The following is a 19,306-nucleotide window of genomic DNA, read 5'->3' on the forward strand; positions in this document are numbered from 1 at the left end:
TTCTGAAAAAAATAGAAAATAAAATGTTACAAGTCATAACATTCACATTCTACTCAGTTCTTCAGATTAAGAATCTTTGGGAGTGTCCACGTTTCCTCGCCACATTCTGCATCGAAGTTCTTCGTTTCATGTGTTTGCTACTTCTCGTACGGTGATATTAGCACAACCACTTTTTCGTGTAAACCCTTTTTTCTCAATTGTGTTCTCATTATCTTGTTTTTATAACTTAAAATGCTTGCTAAGTTAGATTTTATCTAGTTTTATAGGATATAATTTTTTTCATAAAAAAATTTAATTTTATATCCCTTTCTATTAATTGAGAATTTTTATTATATTTTTCATTAAGTTAAACTTATTAATATATATATAATTAATAAGAAATTTATCTCTCTATACAGAAAGATTTTATAAATATATCCTACAATATAAGGGATATAATTCTTGATAACCACTAAATTATTCGATTACTTTTAATATTATGTATTTATAAAACATTTTACTATATATATACTATTATATATAAAATAATTCATAATACTTTTATGCAACAAAAAAAAGACTTCCGAAGAAGTCTTTTTTTGTTTGTGAGGAAATTAGAATTTGTAATTTAATTCTGCACGATAGAAATCGGAAAGATCATTACCGCTTTGGTCTTTAGAGTTGAAACCATAACCTGCGGATAAACCTACGTTATCTTGTACTGCGTAGTCTACGCTAGCCATGTAACCTTTGTAACCATTAGATGTATTTGTTAAATCATATGCTTGATCCCAAGTGGAACTTACGATTGGTGCATTAGCTTTTTGGTTGAAGTATTGACCTTTCACATCCCATGTACCTTTTTTAGCGATGTCGTAGTTACCATAGCCAAGACCTGCTGTCCAAGCTTGAGAATTATCTACGTTAGAAGCTTTCAACCATTCACCGCCAGCCCACAATTTATTTTTACGGAAGTCCGCATTGAAACCGTAAACATCTTGTTTATCAGAGTTAACTGTTACACCATTATGGTTCAAGTTACCGCTAGATAATCTGGAGTAGAAACCACCAACGGAGGATTCTTTACCAACTTTACCTTTTAAGCCCACATAGGATACAGATGGGTTATCAGATTTGGAGTTGCCATCAGCAGCACCATCAATCATATAACCATACGCACCTTGTACTTGAACTTTATCATTACCTACGTTCAATTGTGCACCATCAAATGTATCATCGTACATCAAACCGCCACCAATTGTTTGTTGGAAACGACCAGCTTTAGCAGATACGTTGCTACCAAATTTGTGATCTACGTAAGCACGATCGATTGTTGCTTGAGAACCTTTAGTAGAGTCACCAAATTCGTAATTACCTTTTACACGAACAACTGCTTGTGTTTTATCATTTACATTAGCATTGAATTGTACACGTGCACGGCCGTCAGTTAAAGATTTACTATTAGCTTTGTAAACACCTTTGTCTTCAGAACCTTGATAACGGATACGAGCATCACCAGTTACCTTTACATTACCTACACGGTCTTCTAAGCGAGATACTCGAACGCCGAGGTTGTTCAACTCATTAGAGAACTCATCTGCCAAGCGGTTAATCATAGCTTGTTGTTCAGCGTTAGCACGATCTTGGTTAGCCATAGCTTTAGCTACCATTTGAGCCATTTCATAACGAGTGATATTGTTTTGGCCTTTGAAAGTGCCATCTGGATAACCATTAACGATACCAGCTTGTGCTAATTGGGATACTGCTTGGTATGCCCAACTATCTGGAGTTACATCGGAGAATGGATTTGCAGCAAATGCTGTTGTTACACCTAACACTGCTGTTGCTGCTAACATTGTTGCGAATTGTTTTTTCATAATGAATTCCTTCTTTCTTATAAATAAGAATTTATATTTGCAGAAGACATTCACTACATAAGTAGTATCACTATGAAAGATGTATTAGGAGTGTCCATGTTTCCTCAACTAAATTATCTATCTTAGCTCCACTTCTTTGTAGCGTAGCCTTTCTGTTGATGTGAATATACCACCACCCCAAAACTTTGTAAAGCATTTTACACAACTAAATTTTATGAAATTTCTTTCATGAATAAAAATTATACCAAAAACATAGATTATTACTGCATTTTTAAAAATTTAATTTTACAAAATTTCATTTTATAGTCTAAAAAAATAGATAATTTTATTATCTATAACCACAAATTTAATAATTATCACTTATTAAATTCAGCTATGCTTATAATTTATATTAATTCATTTGTTTGAATTATTTATTTTCTATAAGATTGATAAGTGATATATCTAGATTCGACCTAGCCGTCTTGCTAAATTTTATTTAGTATACATTTCACAAGATACAACATAACTTAATCCTTCTTAACTTATAAAAAGCCTATCTACGATGAAATTTATCGTAGATAGGCTTTCACGATTATTAAATTGCGTAAGAAACAAATCCTAGAATATGATCAACAGGAACTGGGCCGATAAAACGACTATCACTAGAGTGATTGCGATTATCCCCCATTACAAATACATGACCTTCAGGAACTGTTACAGGTGTAGACCGAGTATAATTCATTTTTGTATCTTTTGTATATGGTTCTTGTAATTTTTCTCCATTACGCCATACATAACCATCTTTAAACTCTAGTACATCACCAGGTCTACCTATTACACGTTTTACCCATACATCATTTGTTTGAGCGGATTTATTAAAAACAGATGCATAGTTCATCAGTGGTTCTTTTACATCATCCACCCATGTACGAACACGATTAACACGACTATCAATAATAACGATTTGTCCATATTCGGGCATATCATTCATAATATGATGCCATTTGGTAACAATCAAATATTGTCCATTGTGTAATGTATCATCCATTGATTCCCCAGACACTCTAGTAGGTTGAATCAAGAAAATATGAATTACCATAGCAATGATTAATGCCAATGCAATAGCATAAATCCAATCTAATATTTCTTTTACTATTGTACTACCTAATTTATTACTCATAGTTTCCTCTTAATGACCACCTTTCGTAAATCTCCCACCAAAGACATCATGTACGTCTTGGATCGTAATAAATGCTGTAGGATCTACTTCATAAACGGTATCCTTTAATCTTGTAATTTCTAGCCGCGTTACTACAGAATATAATACATGTTTCGGTTGTTTTAAATACCCGCCTTCTCCATACATAATAGTAACACCACGATTAAGATTAGCATTTAATGCATCAGCAATAATCTTGGAATTATCTGCATCGGTAATAATCATAACCCCTTTAGATTCTTCAAGTCCAGTGATGGTCACATCAATCATCTTATAAGCAATAAAATAAGCAATTAAGGAATACATGGCACTATTCCAACTATATACAAAGCCCGCTGCTCCAAGAATAACTAAATTCATGGCCATTACAATTTCGCCTACAGAAAAGGTGGACCGTTTATCAAAGATAATAGCTACGATTTCAGATCCATCTAATGAGCCACCATTACGAATAATAAGCCCTACTCCAATACCTAAGATTATACCACCAAAGATTGCCCCTAAAAATGGGTCAGTTGTAATAGGTGTAAAGCGGTGTGCAATGGTAGAAAATATTGCCATCCATATAATAGAGAACAAAGTAGACAAGGTAAATCCTTTACCAATTACTTTATAGCCTAAATATAAAAAGGGTAAGTTGAAAAGTACTACGAAAATACTAAAGGAAATACCTGATAGTTCCGCAGCCATCAAAGAGATACCAACTATACCGCCGTCGATGATGCTATTTGGTACTAAAAACAAATCTAAGCCCACCGTATATATTAGGGCGCCTAGAATCATCATTACACAGCGCATAATAAGATTTGACCAGTTACGCGTTGAAGTTTCACTTGTCATGATTATCTCCTTTTCCGTATAACTGCTCCATAGCATGTAATCTTTTCTCTTCTAACTCACTTGAACTCATAGTTTCTTCTTTGATTGCCGCTTCGTTCTGAGCTAACTGCTTCGTATAGCGCAATCCAATAACGAGAGCCGTCAAATCATCTACAGGTTCTGGTGGAAATTGCATAGATGTAGGAATAATCTTGCGCCACCCTGTAGGAGGATTATATTGCCAATATAATTTACGGGCCTCCTCTGTACTATGAGATTCGTCGATTAAACTAGTTGTAATTTTATGATTACGTCCAATTTGTTGAAGAGAAGGATACAAATGTTTATGATTTGTACCATTTCCACAAACAATATGAACAATACCATAATATTCAGTTAAAATACGCTCAATATCTTTATTGAAAGTATTTGAAGAAATAATTTTACGGCATATCATCTCACCGGAAGGTGAGAGTATAGCTACGCCAGTTTTCTCATTTCCTGGATCCACTGCTAAAATATATGTATTTTCAGTCATTTGATTATCCCCTTTGTAAGTACAGTAGTTATATTTTAACATAAAAAGAAGGTCTTATGTTGAAAATTACATAAGACCTTCTTTTATAATGTATGAAAACAGCATACCTTCATTATATTAATTAGTTTGCATTTTTGCCTTATCATTGAAATCTGGCATTTGAGTAATACGCAACTTGAGGTGAACAGGACCAGATGAATATGTATCTCCATCAGTATAAGCTTCCACATGAACCTTGCCACGCATAGTACTTATTCTTTTAATAGCTGTAAACAAATCATCACCAGGTATCGTTCCAATATCACCTGATAAGGAATCAGGAATAATCCCCTTTGCCTTAGCACGCTCATTTACTTGTTTCAAGAATTGAAGCATAGACGATTGAGCATTAGTACCCCCATCAATTACCGTAGAGTGAATTACCTCTCCATTTTTATAGATAAATTGTTGTGGATATACTTGAATAACTGCAACTGCAGGTTCACCTGAAATAATATTTCCGGCTGCCACAACTTGAACCACCATAGGAGTCTTGGAATTGATTAGCTTTTGAGTAGCTACCTCAACATTTTGTCGATCTACATACACAACGGATTGACCATTATCTTCTATACCTAAGCGACGTAAAACAAGTTTATTTGTATCATCGATAATATGTTTAATAGCATTATTACTATCTTCTTCACTTAAACCAGGTCGTACAACAGCTTGTGCTAATAGCTGATCTACTTGGAAGAGAATGGTTCCTTCCCGTAAATGAATGATGCCATTCTGCAATTGTTCTTGTGTATTTTGTAGATTCTTAATATGCGCTTCCATCTTAGCACGTGTTGCTTCAAGCTCAGCTACCTTTTGAGACACCTCTGCATAAGAGGCTTGTAAAGATGCCAATTCGGCTTCTGTTGCGTCTTTAGCAGCTTGTGCACTCGCCAATTCAGCTTTTGTAGCCTCTACTTCACGGCGAATTTGTTCGATCTCAGCCATCCGTTCTTCAAGCTCTTGTTTATTTTGTTCTAACAAAGCCTGCCCACGAATCAGTTCTTGCGTCTTTGCAGCAACCTCATTATTCAGCTGCTTTATATCAGCTCGCAACTGATCCATACCGAACAATGCGGTTCGCACACTTTGAGACGTAAAGGTTAATACCCCAACTGTAGCTGCTGCAACCAAAAGGCCTGTCACAATAGTAACTATAATAGATGTGTGCTTAGGTCGTAATCCAAAGAGGGACATACGACGTTTACCAATTTTAGTGCCTAGCTTATCCCCCATGTAAGCAATGAGACCACCCATAAGAGCGATAATTATTAAGATTTTGACACCTACTAACATCATGTCCCTCCTTTCTCCTAAGAATACAATCTGTTATTTCGATACGCGCCAATTCAAATACAACCCTGCAATAATACCTAATGTATCCGGTATTAATGCAGCTAATACGGTTGGCAATGCTCCACCTTTCCCTAAGGCACCAGCAAAGGTCATCACCCCATAATAAATAAAGATGATAAGAATACTAATACCAAAGCCGATAGATGAACTAGAACGTTGTTTTTGAAGGCCTAAAGGTGCACCTACAAGAGCAAATACAAAACTTGCCAACGGAATTGTAAAACGTTGGTACATTTCCATTTCAAGTTTATTAGCATTAGTATAAGCAGCCTTATAAGCTCTGATTTGATGACGTAACTCCTTAATCGTTAATTCCTCAGGTTTACGTTGATCTTGTTGAATATCTTTTGGGGCAGACTTAATCGGCAAGGATTGCTCCTTAAATTTCATGGTACGTTCAACACCATTACCAGCTGATAGATCATAGATGATACCATTCTGCATCACCCAATATTGACCATTCCAGATAGCTGTATCAGCATTTTCAACTTGTTGTAACTTGCCGCCCTCCCCAAATTGTTGAACCGTAATCATGGACAACTGTTTGGTTTCAGCATCATAGCTCTTAGCATACAGCAATGTGCCTAGCTCGTCACCATTCATCGTTTTTAACACAATATGATTTTGTGTTTGAGGTGATGCATTTTTCATAATTTGTTCGCGCACAATCGTTTGATACATATGATTTGTACGAGGTACAACAAATTCATTAAATGCTACTGCCCCAATGGAAATGATGAGGGCAATAATATATACAGGCATGGCCAAGCGTAAAAAGCTTAGACCACCAGCACGCATAACAACGATTTCACTAGTACTACTCAAACGACTAAAAGTCATAAGAGAAGCCAATAGTACTGACATTGGGAATGTTAAAATAACAATACTTGGTAAAGCCAAGACAAATGCTTGCATAACAAGCAACAATGGTGCTCCATATTCAGTAATATATTGAGCAATCCTAAACAATGTGCCTGTACCAATAAAAATACTAGTAAAAGCAAAAACCCCAAATAGGAATGGGCCTACAAAAGCTTTTAAAATATATTTATCTAATAATCGCATAGCCCCTCCTATAATTTAAAGTTATCCCCTAAATAATGTTCACGAGCGATTGGATCATTCGCAATTTCATCAGGGGTACCCTCTAGGAGGATTTTACCATTACTCAAAATATAAGCCTTATCTACAATCCCCAATGTTTCGCGAACATTATGGTCTGTAATCAAGATACCAATACCGCGGTTCTTAACGTGTAAGATAATTTGCTGAATATCAGCAACCGCAATTGGATCGACACCTGCAAAAGGTTCATCAAGAAGGATGAAATTAGGTTCTAAGGCGAGACAACGCGCAATTTCTACACGGCGTCGTTCACCACCAGATAATTGCATCCCCATACGGTCACGGACATGTCCAATATGAAATTCTTCAATCAATGATTCCACGATAGCTTCAATCTCATCAGGCTTTTTTGCCGTAGTCTGTAGCATGGCACGAATATTGTCCTCTACAGACATGGAACGAAAGATTGATGCCTCTTGCGGTAAGTATCCAATACCTTCAGCCGCCCGCTTATACATAGGAATATTTGTTATATCCTTGCCATCAACGGTAATGATACCAGAACTTGGTCTTTCAATGCCTACAATCATATAAAATGACGTAGTTTTACCGGCCCCATTAGGCCCTAATAGACCTACAACTTGGCCTTTATCAACGCGTAGACTTACACCATCTACCACATTGCGTCCGCTAAAGGTTTTAACTAAGTTTTTGGTTTCTATATACATATATTATCCTTATTTATTCGGAACAATGACGAGTGTACTACGTCCACCTAATGTTTCAGCAGAATCATCAGCTAAACGAATTTTCAGTTCCGGTGCATTCAGTACATTACCATTTTGAACGGCATGCGCAGAACCAGATAAGAGTACCACTCCATCATTTTGGTTTGGCGTTTGTGTATATGTAGCTCGGTCAGCAGAACCAGACACGTTTCGTTCGGGATTAGAGAAAGTAACATTACCTTGCGCTACAGCACGAACTTCCTTCATCCATCCTTCTACCTTATCACCGGTTAAGGTTGTCCCTTCAGCAATCAAACGGGCATTGCCTGTAACAAGACCGTATTCAGAGTCAGTATTATACTCAACACTGTCACCAAAGATTTGGCGATCAGCACGTTGTAAATGAACGCTACCATTAGCAGTGAATTTATTATTATTGTAACTGTGAACCGCTTGAGCAGACATGGCCATATCAGAACCAATCATAGATACACCACCATCAAGATTTGCTTCTTGAGTTTTTGTATTGTACCAACCCTTGGCACCAGTCATAGTTTTATCCGCTTGGGTAATAACAACATTACCTGTTGCATCTGCACGACCTGAATTGCCATCATAAGACAATGTATCAGCGCTGATAGTCAACGGATCATTTGCAGCCCAAACTGTAACAGATGCGGTCATGAGTACAGCTAATATAGCCATACCAATCTGTTTTTTCTTATTCATCATATTTCCTCTCAATTACTTCTTTGTTAATTTCGCATGTCCAATGGCTTTAATAATTTTTAAAGACATGTTGCCCTCAAGCTTGTCACCTGTGAGGGTTACATCCTTACTGTTATAAGTGAAAGCCGTTTTAGATGTCAATGTTTTCGTTTTGTTATCAAAATGAAGGGCCTCAGTTTTAAATTCTGCACCTTCCGTATTGGTAGCAGTAACGCCTTGATCAATATCAAGAGAGTTTCGATCACCCGTCAGTACAGCATGAGGAGCTGTAATCGTAGTAGTCACATCATCTTGATAGAACAGACCTTTCAAATTGGTCAGAACGATAGCTTTTGTACGCGGGTCATATTCAATCTTCTCAGCTGATAATGCCCATACTAACTTGCCATCCTTTTCCTCTTGCAAGTCCGCACCTTGGAAATTAACGAGTTGTCCACTTTGATTTTGAGTGGAATTAGCCTCATTAGAGTCTTTCATAATAAATACAATAAGACCGATTAGAGCTAATACTATAGCGACCACAATGGCAATTAACTTTTTATTGTTTTTCATGCGCTCTCTCCCGTATAGCTATCTTCTTATCGTAATCAATAATTTGATCCATCTTAGTCATCCAACGGTGTTGGAACCAAAGCCACTCATCTGGATGTTCACGAATAAATTCTTCCGTAACACGTACACAGGCTTCAGTTAGACGATACATATCAACATCTTCATCGCCAGTTTCCTCATAATGTAATGCTGGCAAGATATGAACGATATGTCCTCCTTCAGGCTTACGAGATGCAAAAATAGGTACTACAGGAGAGCCAAATTTCTTTGCAAATGTTGCTGGTCCCATAACAGCTGATGAATCTTGTCCCAAAAACGGAACTGGTAAACCATTTATATATCCATCTTGGTCAGCTAAGAATCCAAGAAGTTTTTTCTTTTTTAAAGCCTTAGCAGCAGAAACGATTTCGTTGCCACCACTAGCAAATACGTCAAGCCCCACCATCTCACGATATTCATTCATAAGGCGTGTAAATTGAGCATTAGGTTGTTTCTTAACAATTGTAGTGGAAGGATATCCATGAGCTGCCATAGCAGCCCCCATCCATTCCCAGTTGCCTACATGGCCAGTAAGAACGATAACTCCCTTATCTTCAGCAATGGCCTTTTCTAAATGTTCAACACCACGCATCTCTATGTGTTTATTGATAAAGGATTTCGTCAGGTTTGGCATGTATAATACTTCCATAACACTGCGACCAAGATTCTTGAACAACTTATTAATTAATTGTTCCGCCTCTTGATCGTTCATATTCATGCCAATTTTAATATTATTTATGCCTCTAAGCTTTTGCTTCTTCGCTATTAGCCCATATACAGGACCTAAACAAGCGCCTATGAGCAAAATGAGCTTGTATGGTAGTCGACAAACAAGCCAACTAATGCCTTTAACTAAATGGTATTGCCATTCGTTATTCATTCTGCCCACCTCCTTTATTGTCCATGAGCATGGGCCTCTCGCGCATAATCTGCAACAACAGAATCCCATAAACCTTGATTCTTCAAGATATATTCTACAGCCTCTCTAACAGCACCATGTCCACCATTGACGGTAGAAATAAATTTAGCTATTGATTTAACCTCTAATACCGCATTATTTGGTGCCATTGGCAAACCTACGAGTTGAAGAGCTCCTAAATCATTAAGATCATCCCCCATGTAAGCAACCGAATCTAAGTCGATTTGATGTTTTTTACAAAGAGTTCTTAATGCTTCAGTTTTATTAGCATACCCCATAAGAAGTTCATCAAAGTGTAACTCCTTCGCACGATGCTCTACCATCGGAGATACGCGAGCCGTGATAATTGCTAACTTTATCCCTGATTTACGAGCCGCAGTCAAGCCTAAACCATCTTTTACAGAAAAAGCTTTGAGCTCTTCTCCAGTCGATGTGTAAATTAGAGTTCCATCTGATAAAACTCCATCAACATCAAGAACAATCCATTGAATATTCATTATACAATGCCTCTACGCAATAAATCCGTGATGTGAACAATGCCAAGACATACATTATTAGTATCAACCACTGGTAATACGGTGATAGGGCGGGGTTGATTTTTCTCCATCAAATGAAGCGCTTCTGCGGCCAGTTTATCCTTTGTAATCGTACGCGGCATAGACGTCATCATATCCTCTACGGGCCATTCTAAAAAATTGCTGCCAGAATCAAGTCCACGACGCACATCACCATCAGTAACTAGGCCTAACAAATGTCCTTCTTCATCAATAACATTTGTAGCACCTAACCCTTTTTCTGTCATTACAAAGAGTGCATCACGAACAATAGCCCCTTTAAATACTGTTGGATTATCTTCGCCACCATGCATAATATTTTCTACAGTCAACAATAATTTACGACCTAAGGAACCTCCTGGATGGAATACAGCAAAGTTTTCTGGAGTAAAATGATGGCGTTCCAATAAACATACTGCTAACGCATCACCTAGTGCTAGAGCAACAGTAGTACTTGTAGTAGGTGCTAGACCCAATGGACAAGCTTCTCGTTCTACCTCTGCCAACAATACAATATCAGAATTTTTTGCTAATGTAGACTCTGGTTTCCCTACAACACAGATTAATTTAGCTCCTATGCGGCGCAGAGACGGCAAAATACTAATGATTTCTCCTGTTTCACCACTATTAGAAAATGCTAACACTACATCATCTTGAGTAATCATACCGAGATCACCATGCACGCCTTCACCAGGATGCATAAAAAGTGCCGGTGTCCCTGTACTAGCCAAGGTAGCCGCAATTTTACGACCAATATGACCAGATTTTCCCATTCCTGTACATACTACACGGCCCTTACAAGCCAAAATCATATTTACAGCATTTACAAAATTGTGATCCAAACGAGAACTTAATTCTTCAATAGCACGAGCTTCCTCATGAAGCACCTGTGCCGCTTGTTCTAAAATAGTCACAAATACCGCCCCTAACCTTTTACGATTTTATCAATAGCTACTAAATCACGAAGCACAGCTTCAAACTGATCTAAATACAACATATTAGGACCATCAGACAATGCTTCCTCAGGATTATCGTGTACTTCAAAGAATAACCCATCTACGCCACTAGCCACAGCCGCACGTGCCAAATTTGGTACAAATTCACGATTACCACTAGATTTAGTTCCTGCACCACCTGGCAATTGAACGCTATGAGTAGCATCAAAGATTACTGGATAGTCGAAAGAACGCATAATTGGGAAGGATCTCATGTCAACTACGAGGTTGTTATAACCAAAGCTAAAACCACGTTCGGTAAGCATAAGATTTTCATTACCTGTTTCTTTCATTTTATTTAGAACATTTTCCATGTCCTTAGGAGCCATGAATTGACCTTTTTTAACATTTACGCATTTACCAGTTTTAGCAGCGCCGTATACGAGATCAGTTTGACGGCATAAGAAAGCAGGAATTTGTAGAATATCTAATACTTCAGCAGCAGGTTCAATTTGCTCGATAGAGTGAATGTCACTGACAACGGGCACGTTGAGTTCCTTCTTAATAGAAGCAAGCATTTTTAATCCTTCCTCAAGACCTGGTCCGCGGAAAGAACTAAAGCTAGAGCGATTAGCTTTATCAAAGGAAGCTTTAAAAATATAAGGAACACCTAAACGTTCGCATATCTCTTTTGCTCGTTTACCGATAGCCAATGTGCGGTCATAGTCCTCAATAACACATGGACCTGCAAGGACAAATAACCCTTTGCCACCACCCACTGTAATATCTTTAATTTGAACTGTTTTCATTTATTTCTCCTCTTGCTCGTAAATTGCATTAACACGAGCTAAGTCTTCAGGTGTATCAACACCGATAAAGCGTTTATTCGTTAGAATAACACGAATTGTATAACCATTCTCCAAAGCACGTAATTGTTCTAGAGATTCTGTTTGCTCCGCCGGAGTTGGTTCCATCTTGGCGTAGTTCAATAAGAATTCTCTACGATATGCATAGATGCCAATATGTTTTAGTGGCGGACGCACAAAGTCATGGCGAGGATATGGGATTAAAGATCTAGAAAAATACATCGCATCATTACGATTATTTAAAATGACCTTTACCGCTGATGGCTCCTCATACTCTTCCTCTAATAAAGGAGTAGCTACTGTGGCCATCTGTAAGTTTGGATCTTCCTCAAATAGATGTGCCAAGTCATCAATAAGATTTGGATCAATCATCGGTTCATCACCTTGGACATTGATAACAACATCTAAGTCTGTATAATGACTAGCAACCTCTGCTAATCGATCCGTTCCTGTAGGGTGATTAGGATCTGTCATCATAACAGTTCCCCCAAACTGTTGTACTGCAGAATATACGCGGTTATCATCAGTGGCTACAATTGTACATACTGTCTTTGTAGCTTGTGATACCCTTGCATAAACCCGTTCAATCATAGGTTTACCTGCAATATCAGCTAATGGTTTGCCTGGTAATCTTGTAGAACCATAACGCGCAGGAATAACACATCCAAACTTCACGATAAAACCCCATTTCTGTTATTCGTGTATCTTATTATTATACACTAAATCTCTAAATTTTCTATGAATTCTTGTTTCCCAGAAATAAATTCAATCCCTATAGATAGCACCAGAATCGGTATTTTCAAGTCTTCAATTGCATGCAACTGACTCAACTTAACTGCATCCTTTTCTGTAATACAAATAGCATCAGCTTGATGAGCAAATGCTTCTTTCCAAATCTCAACTACATCATCATTTGAAAAGTCATGATGATCCCCAAATGGCACAGTATGGACAACATTATACCCTACATCAGTCAACGTTTGTGTAAAGGATTGAGGGTTTCCGATTCCACTTACAGCCATAATGCGTTGTTCCTTATAAGCATCTACAGAAGCCCCAACAGAGCCATTAGCCCACTCATCTAAGGTATACATAAATTGCGGTTTATGTGTTGTTTCATAAACAGGTACATTGGGAATCATCTGAGTTAATCGCTTTCGAATGCCAGATACAATACCTGGTGCTACTTGATCAACCTTCGTAAGAACGATAATATTAGCGCGCTGTAAACCACTAAGTGGTTCACGTAATAGTCCCCGTGGCAATACATGTTCATAGCCAAACGGATTGGATGCATCGATTAGTACAATATCAATATCTCTTGCTAGTGCACGATGTTGAAAGCCATCATCCATAATAAGACAATCGGCACCTAACTCATTAGTAGCGATTTCTGCAGATTTGGAACGTTCACGTCCAATGATTACATTAGATTTTTGTAAAACCTTAGCCAGTAACCAAGCCTCATCACCACTGATAGATGGCTCGACAAGCATTGTTCCGTCTTTAGAAATAATAATATTTTTGTTATTATCTTCTGCACGGTACCCACGACTAAGAACAGTAGGATGAAGCCCCTTTTGAGTAAGCACATCACAAATAAATCGCACCATCGGTGTTTTTCCAGTACCACCAGCCGTAATGTTGCCAACGCTGATTACAGGCACTGTAACTTTTGTAACGCCTTTACCCTCATCAAATCGAGCATTGCGTATTGATACAGCCTTCTCATAACCTTTACTCAAAAGGCCTAAACTGGAACGAGCTATATCACCTAATACGGATTGATCTTCACCACTAACGATGGATTTGAATAATGCTTCCCCACTCATAGGTGACTCCTCCTATTATGTAATACAGTAGACTAATCTAACAAATTTAGTCTTACTACGGAATAATGTGATGTTTCTCAAATAGCAAGCGCAACTCTTGTGTATTACGCCGCGTAGCACCACGATTTTCTTTAATGATATCTAGACAGTTTTGCCCCATCTCGTTAGCCAAGTCTCTATCCTTACACAAATGCAAGACCATAGCGGTTAGCTCTTTGCCATTCTTCACTTGCTCACAAGCATTTCGAGAATTTAATAAGGCGAAAATTTCTTTAAAGTTAAACATATGAGGACCAACCAAAATTGGCTTACCATGTGCAGCTGGTTCCAAAATATTATGACCTCCAGTTTTAACAAGAGAGCCACCAACAAAGATAATATCGCCTAAGCTATACAGTCGTCCAAGTTCACCAATGGTATCTAAAACGACAACGGGAATACCTTCATGAACGGGCTCTTTCATATCACTACGACAAATAGCACTCAATTCATAACGCTTTGCAATATTTTGTACATCATGACCGCGATAAATCTCGCGAGGTGCAATCAATAAACGGGCTTGTGGATACTCTTTCAATACTTGCTTAAAAGTTTCAAAAATAGCCTCTTCTTCACCTTTGTGAGTACTACCTGCAATAATGATAGGATGATTATTCCCAAAGCCAAACTCATCGAGAAGAGCTTGTTTTTCTTCATATGATACGGTGGCATATGTTTGATCGTATTTCATATTACCTGTTACGGTAATATCAGGTGTATGAGCACCTAAACTTTCAATATACGCCGCATCAAATTTGGACTGCATGCAGAAACGCTCAATAGAGCGTAACATTTCACGCGTAAAAGCACTGATATACTTATAACGTTTCATACTGCGATCTGAAATGCGTCCATTAACCATCATAACTGGAATGTTTTCCGATTCGGCAATACGCAAGAAGTTTGGCCAAATTTCAGTTTCTACGAGTAAAATAGTAATCGGCTTAATAATATGTAAAATTTTACGAGTTAAATACGGCAGATCAAGGGGAAAGAATATAATTCCTTCTGCTTCAGGAATGATACGATGAGCCATAGCATGACCAGTAGCAGTAACTACGGACACAACCACAACAGCTTCAGGAAATTCCTTTTTAACCTCTTTTACCAATGGACTGGTAGCCACAATTTCCCCTACGGAAGCGGCGTGAATCCAAATAGCACGACGCCCTTCAATTTTCTTTAATAGCGAAGCGGGCATATAGCCTGCACTTTGTTTGATACGCTCATAAAAGCCATCTTCAAAGGCAAGTCGGTATAAAATAACCGGAATCAAGCCTATCCAATAAAATATGAGCAATACGTTATATATCCAGTACATGGTTATCCTTTATTGGAGAATTGAACGGAATAAAGATGATTGTACAATCCGCCGTCAACAGCTAATAGCTCTTGGTGAGTCCCCTGCTCTACCAAGCGACCTTGATTAAGTACAACAATTTGATGAGCATTTTGAACAGTGCTCAATCTATGGGCAATGACAAATGCCGTACGTCCTTTCATGAGACGATCTAACGCCTCTTGTACAAGCTTTTCACTCTCAGTATCTAAAGCAGATGTAGCTTCATCTAAAATTAGAATTCGAGGATCTTTTAAAATAGCACGTGCGATAGCAACCCGTTGACGTTGTCCACCAGATAGCGAACTGCCTCGTTCACCTACAATCGTATCGAGACCATCAGGCATTTTTTCAACGAACTCAAGTACGTTAGCCGCTTTAGCCGCTTCATACACTTCTTCATCGGAGGCATCTAAACGACCATACAAGATGTTCTCTTTGATAGTAGCATTGAATAAAACTGTTTCTTGTGGTACAAGACCAATTTGTTCACGCAAGGATTTAAAAGTAACATCTTTCACGTCATAACCATCAATTGTAATAGAACCACCGGTTACATCATAAAAACGAGGTAATAGGTTAGCGAGAGTTGTCTTACCTGCACCGGATGGACCAACAAGGGCCACACTTTCACCAGCCTTAACAGACAAGGTGAAGTTTTCCAATGCAGCCTTTTCACCACCATAGGAGAAGGAAACATTGTTGAATTCTACATTACCTGTAATATTAGGCAATATAACAGCATCGGTTTTCTCCACAACATCTGTTTTAGTATCTAAAATCTCAAATACGCGGTCAGCAGCAGCCAATGCTTTTTGAATATTACCATACACTTGGCTCAAACGTTTTACAGGATTGGACAAGTTAATCGCATAAATCAAGAAGGCAATCAAAGAACCAGCCGTGATGGCACCTGTTACTACGGAGTAACCACCGTACCAAAGGATGACCGCTACAGCGATTGCCGCAGAAAACTCAACCATTGGACTTAACAAACTAGTCAATTTAGTAGCTTTAATAACCGCTTTAAAGTTGCGATCATTTTCATCTTCAAAACGCTTACGCTCAAAATCTTCACGAGCAAAGGATTTTACAACGCGAACTGCACTAATTACCTCTTGTAAAAGTGCCGTAATATCAGCTACACGCCCTTGGACATCATGCCCCGCCACGCGAAGCTTCTTACCAAAAACATTGATAATCACTAAAACTACGGGAACCGTAATAAAAGTAACTAACGTCAATTTCCAGTCAATGAGAAGCATGGACACCAAGGAACCGATAAGTGTTACAGATTCAGTGATAAAAGAAATCAAGTTATCTACCACGGCCGTTTGCAATGCAGCTACATCATTTGTAAGATTACTCATGATAACGCCCGTTTTGCGGCGATCAAAGTAAGATAAACTTAATCTTTGTAAGTGATTAAAAATAGCCTCACGGACATCGATAATCACGCGCTGTCCGATGTAGGACATGTTATAGGTTTGACCATAGGTAGCAAAGCCACGAATTAAGAAGATGAGTATGATAGCACCTACAATGAGGTTCAACATAAACATATTCTTTTCATCTAACACTTGGTCTACTACATTCTTAATCAGCCAAGGTACTACCAAATAAGCTGCAGCGGCGACAATCATGCAGAACACTGCAAAAAGCATCCGCTTATAATAAGGCTTTACAAAATATAAGAGCCTAGAATAACTATTCATTACATTTCTCCTTACCGAGATTATATACAAGATGTGCTACCCGTTTTACTGCACCAGGCTCACCTAATTTATGACGTACTTCGCGCAATTCACTGCGCATAGCTTCATTTTTGTCTACATCGCTGAGCAATGGTTCTATCAAAGACACAATTGCGTCTGGAGTGACAGCATCTTGTAATAATTCGGGAATGACTTCTTTACCCGCTACAATATTAGGCAAGCCCACATGTGTTACATTCACAACCATCTTACCAATACCATACGTAATTGGAGATACACGATACAATAATACCGTTGGCAATTCCATCATAGCCGTTTCTAATGTAGCGGTTCCTGATGCGGCAAGGCACACATCACAAATCTGCATCAAGTCATATGTATGGTCTTCCGTAATCGTAACAGGCACCTTATGAACATCGATAAACTCTTCTAGCTCACTTCGATCAATTGTATGTGCTCGAGGCAAGAAGAATTGAACATCTTCATGCTTCGCCATCAATTGCTCACCACTTTTTAACATCGTATCAAGTAAGGATAAAACCTCTTGTTTACGACTGCCAGGCATGAGCAATACCTTTTTAGCCTCTTTGCGAGCCCCAAAGTATTCTTCGGCCGCATCCTTGGTCATCGTAGGATGTACGATATCGAGTAAAGGATGACCCACAAAATCTACATCACATTTATACTTGCGATACGCTTCAGCTTCAAATGGAAAAATAGATGCGACCTTAGTTACATACTTACGGATTGTATTACCTCGACTACTATGCCACGCCCAAATCGTTGGAGCAATATAATACAAAACAGGAATCCCCAGTTCATGAGCCACCGCAGCTAATTTCATATTAAAACCTGGATAATCTACACAAACGAGAATATCTGGTTTTTCCTTCATCATGACACGTTTCAAGTACGTGCGCAGCTTAAAGAATTTTGGCAATGATTTCACAATCTCTACAATACCAATGACACCAAGATTCTTAATGTCATACACGATACGAACACCAGCGCGTTCCATCAGGGTGCCACCCATACCAAACATCTCTACAGAAGGATCTATTTCTCTCAATGCATTGGCTACACTTGCCGCATGAGTATCGCCGGAAGCTTCACCGGCGGAAAACATGACTTTCATTATGCATCCTTTCTGGAATTTACAAATTCTTGGTCTACAGCACAGATAACAATACCATGACGATCTGCCATATTAAGCACGTCTTGTTGTTGTACGAAAATAGTCTTTTCCGCTTCTACAGCTAGCACCTTACAACCGCTATCAATCATAGACATGAGAGTTTTTATGCCTACTGCTGGCACATCAAAGCGTACGTCTTGATTTGGTTTTTCTGTTTTAACAACAATCGCATCTCCGCGCCCCAGTTCTCCACCTCTCAAGATACACTTGTCAGTCCCTTCAATGGCTTCAATTGCCATGACCGCCTTATGTTTAACAACAACGGTTTGACCAATATCAAGGCCCCCCATTTGTTTAGCTAATTCAAAACCAAAACAAATGTCAGCCCATTGCTCATCTGTAGGTTGTGCTTTTGAAAGCACTCCTACCTTTGGCATAAAAGGTTTCAAGTATGCTGTTTGATCTAATACTTTAAAGCCTTCCCGTTCGATTTCATCAACGATGGCAAGCATAATCGTATCATCTTTACGATTTTTGAGCCGCTTTAAAACGCCTAATGTTTTTAAATCAGGAAATGTAAGGCCTTTAAAGAGAATCTCTTTAGTGACTTTTCCAAGCATAGTTAACTCTTGAACCTCTTCTTTTTTCAAGGTTTTAAAGATTTTACCTAGTTTAGCAACACCAATATCATAGAAAGCATCAGCCTCAGCCTTTAGAGCTGGGTCAATATCAGGTACTACACCGATAACAACCACCTCGTGGCCCAATACATGAGCGGCACGCATGAATTCTACAGGCAAAACACCAATGCCCGCAATTAATCCTACCTTTGCCAAGACTATACCTCCTAGATGGCCTCACGGCCTATATATCAATTAGTAATTTCAAGTTCACTATGAAAATACCTAAAAATAGACATAATCATATACAATATATTTTACTATAAATAGCTACTTTTTACCATTAAAAAGCCAAGGTTTATGCCCTTTTCTTCATCATTTTATTAAAATTTCCTTATTACTTTTAACTACTAAAACATCTATAAATATATCT

19 protein-coding genes are annotated in these 19,306 nt (G+C 38.3%); all 19 read right to left on the reverse strand.

The window, feature by feature from the left end; translation table 11 throughout:
* Positions 1-593 precede the first annotated feature (593 nt).
* Positions 594-1,856 (reverse strand): S-layer homology domain-containing protein, encoded by a 1,263-nt coding sequence (locus tag RYO55_RS02420; RefSeq protein WP_004695518.1) that lies wholly within the window; start codon positions 1,854-1,856, stop codon positions 594-596.
* Between the two features lie 577 nt (positions 1,857-2,433).
* On the reverse strand, positions 2,434-3,018 hold the full coding sequence (gene lepB, locus RYO55_RS02425) for a signal peptidase I (protein ID WP_008603428.1): 585 nt from the start codon (positions 3,016-3,018) through the stop codon (positions 2,434-2,436).
* Positions 3,019-3,027: 9 nt separating this feature from the next.
* On the reverse strand, positions 3,028-3,897 hold the full coding sequence (locus RYO55_RS02430) for a YitT family protein (protein ID WP_039965494.1): 870 nt from the start codon (positions 3,895-3,897) through the stop codon (positions 3,028-3,030).
* Entirely contained in the window at positions 3,887-4,414 is a 528-nt protein-coding gene (locus RYO55_RS02435; RefSeq protein WP_008603431.1) for a hypothetical protein, read from the reverse strand. The genes RYO55_RS02430 and RYO55_RS02435 overlap by 11 nt, the downstream gene beginning before the upstream one ends.
* 117 nt (positions 4,415-4,531) lie before the next feature.
* On the reverse strand, positions 4,532-5,746 hold the full coding sequence (locus RYO55_RS02440) for a DUF3084 domain-containing protein (RefSeq protein WP_039965495.1): 1,215 nt from the start codon (positions 5,744-5,746) through the stop codon (positions 4,532-4,534).
* Between the two features lie 33 nt (positions 5,747-5,779).
* Positions 5,780-6,871 (reverse strand): LptF/LptG family permease, encoded by a 1,092-nt coding sequence (locus RYO55_RS02445; RefSeq protein WP_008603435.1) that lies wholly within the window; start codon positions 6,869-6,871, stop codon positions 5,780-5,782.
* An 8-nt stretch (positions 6,872-6,879) separates the two neighbouring features.
* Positions 6,880-7,599, reverse strand: coding sequence for an LPS export ABC transporter ATP-binding protein (gene lptB / locus RYO55_RS02450; protein ID WP_008603437.1), 720 nt, complete (start codon positions 7,597-7,599; stop codon positions 6,880-6,882).
* A 9-nt stretch (positions 7,600-7,608) separates the two neighbouring features.
* Positions 7,609-8,331: an LptA/OstA family protein gene (locus RYO55_RS02455; protein ID WP_008603439.1), complete on the reverse strand. Its 723-nt coding sequence runs from the start codon at positions 8,329-8,331 to the stop codon at positions 7,609-7,611.
* Positions 8,332-8,343: 12 nt separating this feature from the next.
* Positions 8,344-8,880 (reverse strand): LPS export ABC transporter periplasmic protein LptC, encoded by a 537-nt coding sequence (gene lptC, locus RYO55_RS02460; protein WP_004698432.1) that lies wholly within the window; start codon positions 8,878-8,880, stop codon positions 8,344-8,346.
* Positions 8,867-9,799 (reverse strand): lysophospholipid acyltransferase family protein, encoded by a 933-nt coding sequence (locus RYO55_RS02465; protein ID WP_004698446.1) that lies wholly within the window; start codon positions 9,797-9,799, stop codon positions 8,867-8,869. The genes lptC and RYO55_RS02465 overlap by 14 nt, the downstream gene beginning before the upstream one ends.
* A gap of 14 nt (positions 9,800-9,813) precedes the next feature.
* Complete coding sequence (locus RYO55_RS02470) at positions 9,814-10,335, reverse strand: HAD family hydrolase (RefSeq protein ID WP_227037939.1); 522 nt, start codon at positions 10,333-10,335, stop codon at positions 9,814-9,816.
* Entirely contained in the window at positions 10,335-11,306 is a 972-nt protein-coding gene (locus RYO55_RS02475; RefSeq protein ID WP_314984027.1) for a KpsF/GutQ family sugar-phosphate isomerase, read from the reverse strand. Before RYO55_RS02475 ends, RYO55_RS02470 begins: the two co-directional genes overlap by 1 nt.
* A gap of 11 nt (positions 11,307-11,317) precedes the next feature.
* On the reverse strand, positions 11,318-12,136 hold the full coding sequence (kdsA, locus tag RYO55_RS02480; RefSeq protein WP_004698452.1) for a 3-deoxy-8-phosphooctulonate synthase: 819 nt from the start codon (positions 12,134-12,136) through the stop codon (positions 11,318-11,320).
* Positions 12,137-12,868 carry a 3-deoxy-manno-octulosonate cytidylyltransferase gene (kdsB, locus tag RYO55_RS02485; RefSeq protein ID WP_295815531.1) on the reverse strand — a complete coding sequence of 244 codons (732 nt, stop codon included), beginning with the start codon at positions 12,866-12,868 and terminating at the stop codon, positions 12,137-12,139.
* Positions 12,869-12,912: 44 nt separating this feature from the next.
* On the reverse strand, positions 12,913-14,025 hold the full coding sequence (lpxK, locus tag RYO55_RS02490; protein ID WP_314984028.1) for a tetraacyldisaccharide 4'-kinase: 1,113 nt from the start codon (positions 14,023-14,025) through the stop codon (positions 12,913-12,915).
* A 55-nt stretch (positions 14,026-14,080) separates the two neighbouring features.
* Positions 14,081-15,385, reverse strand: a complete 1,305-nt coding sequence (locus tag RYO55_RS02495; RefSeq protein WP_302498358.1) for a 3-deoxy-D-manno-octulosonic acid transferase — start codon at positions 15,383-15,385, stop codon at positions 14,081-14,083.
* A gap of 2 nt (positions 15,386-15,387) precedes the next feature.
* A complete protein-coding gene (locus RYO55_RS02500) occupies positions 15,388-17,118 on the reverse strand; it encodes an ABC transporter ATP-binding protein (RefSeq protein WP_302498359.1) in 1,731 nt (576 codons plus the stop codon).
* On the reverse strand, positions 17,111-18,253 hold the full coding sequence (lpxB, locus tag RYO55_RS02505) for a lipid-A-disaccharide synthase (RefSeq protein ID WP_295815523.1): 1,143 nt from the start codon (positions 18,251-18,253) through the stop codon (positions 17,111-17,113). The genes RYO55_RS02500 and lpxB overlap by 8 nt, the downstream gene beginning before the upstream one ends.
* Entirely contained in the window at positions 18,253-19,089 is an 837-nt protein-coding gene (locus tag RYO55_RS02510) for an LpxI family protein (protein WP_295815521.1), read from the reverse strand. The genes lpxB and RYO55_RS02510 overlap by 1 nt, the downstream gene beginning before the upstream one ends.
* Between the last annotated feature and the right edge of the window lie 217 nt (positions 19,090-19,306).

The sequence above is a fragment of the uncultured Veillonella sp. genome (assembly GCF_963551295.1).
Classification (GTDB): domain Bacteria; phylum Bacillota; class Negativicutes; order Veillonellales; family Veillonellaceae; genus Veillonella.

Bases quoted from the DNA above. Each gene is read 5' to 3' on its own strand.
- lptC (WP_004698432.1), bottom strand. From the start codon at position 8,880: ATGAAAAACAATAAAAAGTTAATTGCCATTGTGGTCGCTATAGTATTA.
- RYO55_RS02430 (WP_039965494.1), bottom strand. From the start codon at position 3,897: ATGACAAGTGAAACTTCAACGCGTAACTGGTCAAATCTTATTATGCGC.
- RYO55_RS02495 (WP_302498358.1), bottom strand. From the start codon at position 15,385: ATGTACTGGATATATAACGTATTGCTCATATTTTATTGGATAGGCTTG.
- lepB (WP_008603428.1), bottom strand. From the start codon at position 3,018: ATGAGTAATAAATTAGGTAGTACAATAGTAAAAGAAATATTAGATTGG.
- RYO55_RS02500 (WP_302498359.1), bottom strand. From the start codon at position 17,118: ATGAATAGTTATTCTAGGCTCTTATATTTTGTAAAGCCTTATTATAAG.
- lpxB (WP_295815523.1), bottom strand. From the start codon at position 18,253: ATGAAAGTCATGTTTTCCGCCGGTGAAGCTTCCGGCGATACTCATGCG.
- kdsA (WP_004698452.1), bottom strand. From the start codon at position 12,136: ATGAAAACAGTTCAAATTAAAGATATTACAGTGGGTGGTGGCAAAGGG.
- RYO55_RS02420 (WP_004695518.1), bottom strand. From the start codon at position 1,856: ATGAAAAAACAATTCGCAACAATGTTAGCAGCAACAGCAGTGTTAGGT.
- RYO55_RS02440 (WP_039965495.1), bottom strand. From the start codon at position 5,746: ATGTTAGTAGGTGTCAAAATCTTAATAATTATCGCTCTTATGGGTGGT.
- RYO55_RS02435 (WP_008603431.1), bottom strand. From the start codon at position 4,414: ATGACTGAAAATACATATATTTTAGCAGTGGATCCAGGAAATGAGAAA.
- RYO55_RS02465 (WP_004698446.1), bottom strand. From the start codon at position 9,799: ATGAATAACGAATGGCAATACCATTTAGTTAAAGGCATTAGTTGGCTT.
- RYO55_RS02470 (WP_227037939.1), bottom strand. From the start codon at position 10,335: ATGAATATTCAATGGATTGTTCTTGATGTTGATGGAGTTTTATCAGAT.
- RYO55_RS02455 (WP_008603439.1), bottom strand. From the start codon at position 8,331: ATGATGAATAAGAAAAAACAGATTGGTATGGCTATATTAGCTGTACTC.
- lptB (WP_008603437.1), bottom strand. From the start codon at position 7,599: ATGTATATAGAAACCAAAAACTTAGTTAAAACCTTTAGCGGACGCAAT.
- RYO55_RS02445 (WP_008603435.1), bottom strand. From the start codon at position 6,871: ATGCGATTATTAGATAAATATATTTTAAAAGCTTTTGTAGGCCCATTC.
- lpxK (WP_314984028.1), bottom strand. From the start codon at position 14,025: ATGAGTGGGGAAGCATTATTCAAATCCATCGTTAGTGGTGAAGATCAA.